Genomic DNA, 9,374 nt, shown 5'->3' with positions numbered 1-9,374 from the left:
TCCACACCTGCCCACGCTGAGCGTGGGATTCAACTTGCCGTTAAACGGCGCACTCACTTTGACCAACCAACGATCCCATTAGACTGCCAACATCGAGGGTCAGTAACGGACGGCCGACTTCGTTTCCAAGAGCTTTGCAGAATTGCGATTTTCCACAACCAGGCGGTGAGAGTAATAGCACACCCCGTGGACGTTTAAGCGGATTTCCGCGACTGGGTTGGAGCAACGCACGTTTGCAGAATGCTTTGAGGGATGCGAGGCCACCCAGATGGCTGAACTCTTCCGTGCCGCGATGCAAGGACAGTAGACCGCTTTTCTTAAGCGTTTGCGTCTTCAGTTCCCACACCGCCTCAGCCGTGATCCGCGACTGACGCACAAGCGACAAACTGAATGCGTTTTCCGCTTCCATCCTCGTCAAACCGGCCGCCGCATCCAGCACGGTCTCCATTTCCAAGCTGTCAGGAAGTTCATCCGCTTCGGTGACAATACCCCGAGCGATTCCCTCCAATTGTTCGCGGTTCGGCAGATCATGTTCGATGACAACGAACATTTTCTCCAACTCGGTGGGAATCTGTACGACTGGTGAGAGCACTACGATGATCGTACGGTTTTGTTTCCCTAGTATGATTTGCTGGGCCAACGCCTGGACGATCTCGGCAGATTGCAAGAACCGATGAAAGTTCTGAAGCACCAGAATAGCCGTCCCTCCTGCCGACGCCAGTGAGTTGATTGAACGGATTGCTGCCAACGGATCGTTTGTAGCCGCGTCGGCACCGTCATGAGCAGCAAAGCTCAGTCCGGATTCGATATTCCACCTCGCGAGTTGCCAATGCTCGTCGTGACAAATCTGCGTAATGTCTGATAACACATCCTAATGCTCGTGAGACTCGATCCAGATTCCCGTGAAGCAGGCTTGGACGTATTCTGTGAAGCGAGTTCGGAGACTCAATGGATGCTCCTCTTTCTAAAAAACGGTTTTGAAGTTGACTGTTAGTATTGTTTGTTATGTTCGCTATTCTGTGTGTCCGTTGACTGATGGAATTCGGCAGTCAGCTGCTCACCTGTTCGTTGTCCCAGCGCGCGTTCCATGTAGTCACTTGCCAGACGACAATCGCTGCCGGTAAACCCTCTGGTTTCGATTCGCGACTGACCATTCGGAGCGACAATAATCTCGATCGTTCGAATCATGCATTTCCTCCCACATTGACAGTGAGTTTGATTGAACCGTCATCCAATGACTGCTCGGTAACGGTATGCCCCTGTCGACGGGCCTCGAGTTTGGCTTTTTCGACGGCATAGGCTTGCAGAAACCGATCAAGGTGAGCGGGGTCACCCCAGCGTCCCTCGTAATTGTCGTAACGGACCTGCCCCGTCGCCGTTGCACAAACGACCGGGTATCGCCACTCTGGCAACACCACGCCCATCCCACTCACCGAACTGCTAAACAGTTGAAACGTTCCCTCCAGCGGTTGCGGCAATTCAAGTCGCGTACATGCCAACCCGACCGCGATAGGGTCCCGAACCTCCGTCTGAATCTTTACGACGTGTGACATTTCTCTCCTTTGCGTAGATGAGCTGATCAGAAGCGGTAATTTCAAAGTAAAAAAGCCCCGAAAGGACCTTTTTCAGAGGTCGCTTTCGGAGCTCTCTGGCCAATGAATTCCACGCTCAACGGCTAACGCGATCGCGTTCAAGTATCTTGACACGATTTGGGCAGAAATTTAGCTGTGTGTTCAATCCAACGGCCTCGATGGGGTGGCGGTTTTATTCCAGCGAATGGGTCAAGCAAGCGGTCCATCTCGGCAGTCCAATTGCAGACTAGTTAGACGGTGGGGCGGACTCGCAAATGAATGTCGAGAACAGACTCGCGAGGTGACCCCTAACGTGTGCTTGGAACGATCTGATCTTCGGTGGGCGGTCACATTACCTGAAACCGATCGAGACATCGCACAGAATCGACTTCCGGGCTCATGGTGTCTGGAACACGATTGAAGTTTAACTAACGACAAAACATTTGTTCGACGCTAATCTGCAAACGCTTCTGGATCGAAGCCGCCAAAGTATTTTTAGGCACTCTGATCCCGAAATCACCGAGGTTTACGCAGAACATGATTTAGCAGCTGCAGCTGAGATCGTCTCCGAAGTTGCACCGGCGATGTCTTCGACAGGGGATGTGGCTGCCAGTCGTCTATCCTCGTCGTAGGATGCGCAAATAAAACGTTACTATCCAGCTGGCCCTCCATTGGTTCCCATCCAAACTGATGGTTTACAATGGCGTATCACAGGGGGGAGCAGGTGCATGAAAGTCATTCGCATCCCGTTCCGTGACATCGCAATACGAGCAAAACTGATCAGGTCATCAATATGTTGTGATGCGGCGATCATCTAACCTTCTGTAAGCCAGAGTCTCGGCTTTGCAAATACAAGCTTTAAAACTGGGCTAATGAACGCTCGAACGGTTTGCAATCTCAGCGAGGAGAGGCTTAATGACCTGTGATTCAAGTTGGCCTGCATCAGTTACTTCATGAAGTGGAAGTCCAAGAGTTACAGCAGATTGAATTCCCGTGATCACCTGCTGCCACTTATCTGGTTGATTGGCTTCAGACCACTCGAAAGGTGTTTTATGCCATGTTGGCACTCCGTCGTACGCCGCATCCTTGCGAACCAAATGCCATTGGAACAACTTTGTATCTTTGCTTGTCGGTCCTTTTCCCCACCCCTGAGAGCGTCCGTAGTCAAATGCACCGGCAGTCAAATACGTCGTTCCGTCTTCATTTTCCCGTCCCACTGGAAGGTTGATGACGACCGCGAGATATGCGAGCGTCGATGAAAACTCCGGGTGGGAATAATACCGGAAGAATCGCAACGGCAACCAACCTCTTGGCCGGTCCAAGCTGTAACTTTGCGAATAAACGCTTGTCTTATCGGGTTGCGCCGTCGTCCATCCATGACGGCGAAAAACCTCTTCGCCCGTTTTCAGAAGCAATGCGATGTCGCTGCAGAACCGACGCATTTCGTGAAATGTTTGGGCGACAAGTTGGCTGTCATCAGTCACGGATTAAACCTCCAATTGATCTTTGTTGTATCGTCTAATCGAATCCAACGGTGGGGGAGTGGATTAAATCGCCATAATCTCTGCTGCTGCCATCGCGGCACGTGCATTCCATGAAAGAAGGACAGTCCTAGCCTCTGGCATAGAGAACAGAGGTCCTTAAGGATTAGGTTGTCGCTTGAGTCAAAGACTTCCGGGATTTCTCTCCAACTCAAAGCCAATAAAGCTGTCTTCACCAAGTTGCCGGGGCGTTTTTCCTGGTACTCGGCAATCGATTCGATCACATCGGATTCGGGAAAACCAATACTATCGGTCAGGTAAATCAAGAATGGTTCGGCAGCTTCTTTTCTTGCAGTTAGAATCAAGTTGTCTAATTCCCGGGCAAGTTGATCGTTCAAAGGTTCATCTGACGCACTAGCTTGAGACGATATTCCCGACCTATACTTCGCCTCAATCAAGACAAGCAATTTGCGATTCGCTGGAAGTTGCAGGCGGACTACCAAGTCCGGCTCACAGGGTTTGCCGTCTCCTTCACTCAGGTAAGGCCAAAAGGCGTAGTCTACCGAGTTGATATCTGTGTCGCCTAAGTCTGCCATCCAGTCCAGCGGCTGGCTCCCGTTTATTGACTTTGAACGCGAAAGCAAGGGCAACAATCCAAGAGTTGCAGGAACATAACGCAGCAATCCAAAGACGTTTGACGTGAGAACGTCCTCCATGTTCTGCTGATCGCGCGAGAGCTTGCCATGCAGAAGTGCTTGAAGCATCGAAATTCTATCTCTGAAATGAACGACATATTTGACGAAAGACAATGTGCAGTTTCTTTGATTTGCCGAGGCATCGAAGGGCGTCGTTCTTGCAAAGTTGAAACATTGTTCTCGCTCTGCCGTCTTCGACTAATCCTCATAACAGTGCACCGTGACGACCTTCGGCATGTTGCGGAGGATGCGACCGTCAAAAGAAGTCGTCAGCTCATCGTACCGTCAATTCTCGTATTCATCCGAATCTGCTGAGATCGTTTCAATATCCATCGCTTTGACAATCGGGCTGAAGACTTTTCGCATTGTATCCAATTTGATTCGAAGCCATTCGTGGTATTGAGGCCATTCATCATGGTTATGGAGATCAACAGTCTTTCTCAAATAAATACGGCACGTTCTCCGATTTTCTGGGTTGTACCACACGAGCGTCTCTCCGAGCTCCTGTTCGATTCGATCTTTCATCTCGTAGAGCTGAGCGAAGTAAAGCTTGGCATTGTTGTCAACAAGTTCCAATTCTGCGCGAATCTCGTGAGTATCGTAGCTCTCTGACTGCGAATCGATCAACGAAGCAATTGCATTCAATTTGAAGCCACTTCGACCGACTGCAATGTTCATCCAGTGCTGGGGTAAAGGTTTTGTTGGTTTGAAACTGGCCCCTAGAGTTTGAACGTGCTCACGAAAGCCCGTCCAAAACTGAACTTGCATTTCCTTTGCTGGAGTGAGAGCCATGTTCTCAGCGGACTTAGTTCCCTGGGCGACTCGCTTAGCCCAATCATTGGGAGAGCTGATCACATTGAACTTGGGCGCAATGGGAGAGTCACTGATCCGCCATAATTCGACTTCCAATCCGAAGATATTGATATTCGCGCCGGTCATTTCGTTCAGCCAGTCCAGGGCGGCTCGATGTTCATCAGTAAATCGAGCGGCGATCCAGACAATCGTCACAGCGTTCAACCCGGCGGCGTATGTAATGAGTTGCCCGAGATGCGTATGATCCGTCTTCTCGAGCTGATTCTCGATGAGGACCCAATGATCTGTAGCCGTATCTTTACAGAGAATGTCTGCACGGAAGGGGCCAACGTTCTTCTCTTGAGCCTCGACCTCAAGGTCGATCCCAATCGTATCCCCCAAGAGAGCGATGTTGTCTTCGAGGGCCAACCACGGTGTGAAGTCTCCCGCTTCATTGACCCAAACCGTACGGACATCAACCTTTTCAAGACGCCCAAGATCGACCGTCGCCATGAAGTACTCCTACCGGCTTGTTACCGATTTCCAGTTAAGACGATGTGCCCAAGACGGAGTTTCACAAATCCGATAAGGGCAAATATCATTGGCCGAAATCGGGTTACCAGTACTCTTCACGATCAACTCGTCTGATTGCCGACTACGAAGTCGAAGCAAACTCGACACTGTAACCTGCGTTTCGCCATCTGCAATCTGCAAGTCATGCAGCAAAGCCGCGTAGATCAGTGCTCCGACTTGTGTCGCGTCGGAGAAAAACAACACGACCTGCTTTTCAGCCGTGGTGGCACACTGGAAAATCTCGGCTCCCTTCTTCCATTCGCGTTTCTCGACAAAGCTAAATCGTTGCCATTTTTCGTTCTGTCAAAGTTCGTCCTTTGCACGAATGGTATAAACGCAATCATGAAGAATCTCAACCATTTGAATTCCTTGTTGACATGCGAATCCAGCAGTACAAGTTTGGCGAGTGCGTATGCGACCGCGTCGACGAATACTGATTTGCTCTTACCAAGACTACCTGGATTTCGATGTTGGTTCGGAATGAAAACATGTGAGTGAAAAATGTACGAGCCACTCGTGAGACGACGATTCGAATCGAACGACTCACAACAGAAGATTTCGTAGGATAACCGCTTGTTGCGCAAAAATGAACGAAGCGATGCGCAACAGTTTACGGGCAAATCAAGAGTTGGAGCGCAGATTTCAGGCGATGGTCCACCCGACAGACCGGAATGATGAACTCGGCGTCGTCGACGTGCAGCCTGGTTCTTGGCAACCTCTATATTTGGTCTAATGAGCCATTGCCCCGAGTATTTGAGCAGTATTGAAAACAATACACGTATGAAGAGCATGTTGCCGATCAATTACCTGTCAGATAGTCATCTCGGTGCGCCGTGTTTTCGCGATAATCGCTACGCTCAAAATGACTTTATTTTCTTGAGGGCGTGTCAGGTTGACGTTTGGTTGCCCTTTCGCTGGAGGACGGGTACGTTGGCTGCATTCCAACTTTAAAAAAGACCAAGATCATCGGTGGTGTAACTACCGACATATAGCGGACTATCCCCTATGGAACGAGGAGACTCACTACCTGTCATCGGCCAGATTGCTAGGATTCGGCAGCGGACATATCTTGTTGAACAAGTTGTTAAGCCGAAACGAGTCGCTGACAGCACTTTGGTTCGCCTCTCGTGCGTCGATGACGACAACCAAGGCCAGCCGTTGGAGGTGCTTTGGGAAAAGGAACTCGATCCGACCGTCCTGAGTAGCGAGGCATGGGAAAAGATCGCGGAGCAAGGCTTCGATGATTCACGATTGTTCGCCGCCTATCTGAATACACTGAAATGGAATTGCGTTACATCCACCGACCCAAGGCTATTTCAGTCCCCGTTCCGTGCCGGTATTCGACTTGATGCCTATCAGCTCGAGCCGCTTCGTAAAGCGTTGCGGATGCCCCGGGTCAATCTGTTTATTGCCGACGACGTTGGTTTGGGGAAGACGATTGAAGCCGGACTGATAGCCCGTGAGCTCTTGCTTCGCAAAAAGGTCCGGGAAATCTTCGTCTCTTGCCCGCCTTCAATGTTGTTGCAGTGGCAGGAGGAGTTGTCATCACGGTTTGGGCTGACGTTTGAGATTCTCGATAAGGACTACATGAAGAAGGTCCGCCGAGAAAGGGGGTTCAGCGTGAATCCGTGGAGCACCCACACGCGATTTCTGGTTTCGAATCGGTTGTTGATCGACGAGAATTACGCCGGTCCACTCCGCGACCTACTGGGGACGTTCCGCTCGGGTTCCCTATTCATCTTGGATGAAGCCCACCACGCCGCTCCCTCCAGCGGTCAGAAATATGCGATCGATTCACAAATCACGCGGGCAGTTCGGGACTTAGCTCCCCGATTTGAACATCGGCTGTTTCTCTCCGCTACGCCGCACAACGGTCATTCCAACAGCTTTTCGGCACTCTTGGAAATTCTTGACCCCCAACGATTCTGTCGTGGGGTACCGGTCACAGCTAAACACCGCGATGAAGTGATTGTCCGGCGACTCAAGGAAGACATCCGGGAAATCCAAGGCGGCTTCCCGCAGCGGAATGTCGTGCAGGTCACGATCGATGGACTGCCATCCGATGCCCCCGAGTTGAAGCTCGCTAGCCTGCTGGATCAGTATCGCGAACTTCGCGAGGAACGCTTGAAAAATGAATCCAAACGGAAACAGGCCGCGGCGGGGTTGCTTATCGTCGGCCTACAACAACGGCTCCTCTCGTCGATCGAAGCCTTTGCTCGCACTTTGAAAGTTCATCGGAAGACGGTCCAGCGTCAATGGGAGAAGTCCAAACAGGAACAGATGGACGAATCATCGTCCGGTATGTTTGATCTGCTGTCCGGTTCCGTGGGCAACGACGACGAGCGGGCAACGCTCAACGAAGACGAGTTGCAGGCGGAAGAGGACGCTCAATTCGAGGCGGCTTCGGCGGCGACAATGGGACCGATCGAAGACATGTCCGCGCAGCAACTGTTTGCCCGGGAGCAGCAGATTCTTCAGGAAATGACCGATGTCGCGGAAGATGCCCGTGGCAAGCCAGACGCCCGCGTCAGAAAACTCGTCACTTGGATTCGGGAAAGCATGTGCTCCGAACTCGGTCAGACGGGAGCCAAGTGGAACACCACCCGCGTTTTGATCTTCACCGAATATGACGACACCAAACGTTATCTTGTTCAGCAATTGCAAGCGGCTCTCGCAGGCAGTGACGACGCGGATCGACGGATTGAAATCTTCCACGGCCCCACGCCTCCACAGAAACGGGATGAGATCAAACGTGCGTTCAACATGGACCCGGCCAGACATCCGGTACGGATTCTGGTCGCCACTGATGCCGCCCGTGAAGGGCTAAACCTACAGGCTCACTGCTCAAATCTATTCCACTTCGATGTCCCTTGGAATCCAAGCCGAATGGAACAACGCAACGGGCGGATCGATCGCAAGCTTCAGCCACAGTCGGAAGTCTTTTGCCACTATTTTGTGTACAAGCAGCGACCCGAAGACCGCATCCTGCAAGTCTTGGTGCGAAAGACCGAGACGATCAAACAGGAATTGGGAAGTCTCTCCCAAGTCATCGATTCGAAATTAGCCAAGACGCTGAGCCAAGGGATTCGGCATCGATTGGTCGATTCGATGGAAAGCGAGATCGAATCCGCCGATCTGGATACCCACCAGAAATCGACCATCGCCCAAGAACTTGAAGCTTCTCGGGAACGGCAACACGCTCTCAAGGAACAAATTGAACGATTGCGGACCCAATTGGAAAGCTCGCGAAAATCCATCGGCCTCAATGAAACGCATTTCCGTTCCGCGATTTCCTGCTCTCTGGAGATGATGGGAGCGGAACGATTGAAATCCGCGTCCACGGAAGAGCCAGTCGAACGGTTCGAGTTCCCACCACTCGATGGGCAACTCGGCGCCGATTGGGCCGACACGATGGATACGCTCCGCGTCCCCCGAAAACGGGACCAGAAGATGTGGGACTGGCGACGAGAGTCGCCGATTCGTCCGATTGTCTTCGAAGACCCCGGCACACTGGACGACGACGTGGTCCACATGCACCTGGAACAGCGGGTGGTCCAACGGCTACTCGGTCGGTTCTCCGCTCAGGGGTTTGTCCATCACGATCTGTCCCGGGCCTGCTTGGCTCAAGCCACAGATTCGATCCCCCGGGTGGTTCTGCTGGGCCGACTGTGCCTTTATGGCAACGGAGCGGCTCGGCTGCACGAAGAGTTGATTCCCGTCACCGCTCGTTGGACTGATCCAGAAATCCGTAAGGAACCGCTCAAGCCGTATGCCAAGGATGCGGAATCGAAAACGATGGCTCTCCTCGATGAGTCACTCTTGAAAGCCAAAGGTGCGAAGCTCACCGAAACGGTCATGGATCAGCTTCAACAGTCGGCTCCGCAAGATATCGCTGAACTGCTCGAACACTTGAAAACGCGCGGTCAAGAATACGCCGAAGACGCTGAGAAGAAACTCGCAGCTCGCGGCGAAGCCGAAGCCAAGGCGATGCGGGAAATCCTGGAAACCCAGCAAAAACATATTTCGGAAACCGTCAAACGCTTGGCAAAAATGAACCCGCAACAGCTCCGCCTGGACTTCGGCGATGAAGAGGATGAATTGCTCCAATTGGATGCCAACAAAAAATACTGGTCAAAACGGCTCGAACAAATTCGGGAGGAACTCAAGACCGAACCCAGCCGGATTCAGGACGTGTACTCCGTAATGGCTCGGCGCGTGGAGCCGGTGGGTCTGGTTTATCTCTGGCCGGTGACAGGGTGAGA

The 9,374-nt window shown here is 51.9% G+C and carries 6 protein-coding genes and 1 pseudogene; 1 reads left to right on the top strand and 6 read right to left on the bottom strand.

Features of this window, described 5'->3' with window-relative positions:
* Window positions 1-52: 52 nt before the first annotated feature.
* From AC5DDB_RS06165 to AC5DDB_RS06140, 6 genes and pseudogenes are all read right to left on the bottom strand, one after another.
* Window positions 53-949, bottom strand: a pseudogene (locus tag AC5DDB_RS06165) (AAA family ATPase); the annotation flags it as partial.
* A 41-nt stretch (window positions 950-990) separates the two neighbouring features.
* A complete protein-coding gene (locus tag AC5DDB_RS06160; RefSeq protein WP_491738813.1) occupies window positions 991-1,188 on the bottom strand; it encodes a DUF2997 domain-containing protein in 198 nt (65 codons plus the stop codon).
* Window positions 1,185-1,553: a DUF1257 domain-containing protein gene (locus tag AC5DDB_RS06155; protein WP_491738812.1), complete on the bottom strand. Its 369-nt coding sequence runs from the start codon at window positions 1,551-1,553 to the stop codon at window positions 1,185-1,187. Before AC5DDB_RS06155 ends, AC5DDB_RS06160 begins: the two co-directional genes overlap by 4 nt.
* Before the next feature lie 887 nt (window positions 1,554-2,440).
* Window positions 2,441-3,055, bottom strand: a complete 615-nt coding sequence (locus AC5DDB_RS06150; protein WP_491738811.1) for a hypothetical protein — start codon at window positions 3,053-3,055, stop codon at window positions 2,441-2,443.
* Window positions 3,052-3,816 (bottom strand): hypothetical protein, encoded by a 765-nt coding sequence (locus AC5DDB_RS06145; RefSeq protein ID WP_491738810.1) that lies wholly within the window; start codon window positions 3,814-3,816, stop codon window positions 3,052-3,054. Before AC5DDB_RS06145 ends, AC5DDB_RS06150 begins: the two co-directional genes overlap by 4 nt.
* 216 nt (window positions 3,817-4,032) lie before the next feature.
* Entirely contained in the window at window positions 4,033-5,052 is a 1,020-nt protein-coding gene (locus tag AC5DDB_RS06140) for a DUF4268 domain-containing protein (protein WP_491738809.1), read from the bottom strand.
* Window positions 5,053-6,117: 1,065 nt separating this feature from the next.
* Between AC5DDB_RS06140 and drmD the strand changes: the two genes are divergently transcribed.
* Window positions 6,118-9,372 carry a DISARM system SNF2-like helicase DrmD gene (gene drmD, locus AC5DDB_RS06135; RefSeq protein ID WP_491738808.1) on the top strand — a complete coding sequence of 1,085 codons (3,255 nt, stop codon included), beginning with the start codon at window positions 6,118-6,120 and terminating at the stop codon, window positions 9,370-9,372.
* Window positions 9,373-9,374: the final 2 nt, after the last annotated feature.

It is taken from the genome of Thalassoroseus sp. (assembly GCF_984380535.1).
Note: the sequence above shows the minus strand (reverse complement) of the source record. Positions and strands in the feature narration are given on the sequence as shown.

What these genes read in the sequence shown, in the direction of transcription:
- AC5DDB_RS06155 (WP_491738812.1), bottom strand. Translation starts at nt 1,553, where the DNA reads ATGTCACACGTCGTAAAGATTCAGACGGAGGTTCGGGACCCTATCGCG.
- AC5DDB_RS06145 (WP_491738810.1), bottom strand. Translation starts at nt 3,816, where the DNA reads ATGCTTCAAGCACTTCTGCATGGCAAGCTCTCGCGCGATCAGCAGAAC.
- AC5DDB_RS06140 (WP_491738809.1), bottom strand. Translation starts at nt 5,052, where the DNA reads ATGGCGACGGTCGATCTTGGGCGTCTTGAAAAGGTTGATGTCCGTACG.
- drmD (WP_491738808.1), top strand. Translation starts at nt 6,118, where the DNA reads ATGGAACGAGGAGACTCACTACCTGTCATCGGCCAGATTGCTAGGATT.
- AC5DDB_RS06160 (WP_491738813.1), bottom strand. Translation starts at nt 1,188, where the DNA reads ATGATTCGAACGATCGAGATTATTGTCGCTCCGAATGGTCAGTCGCGA.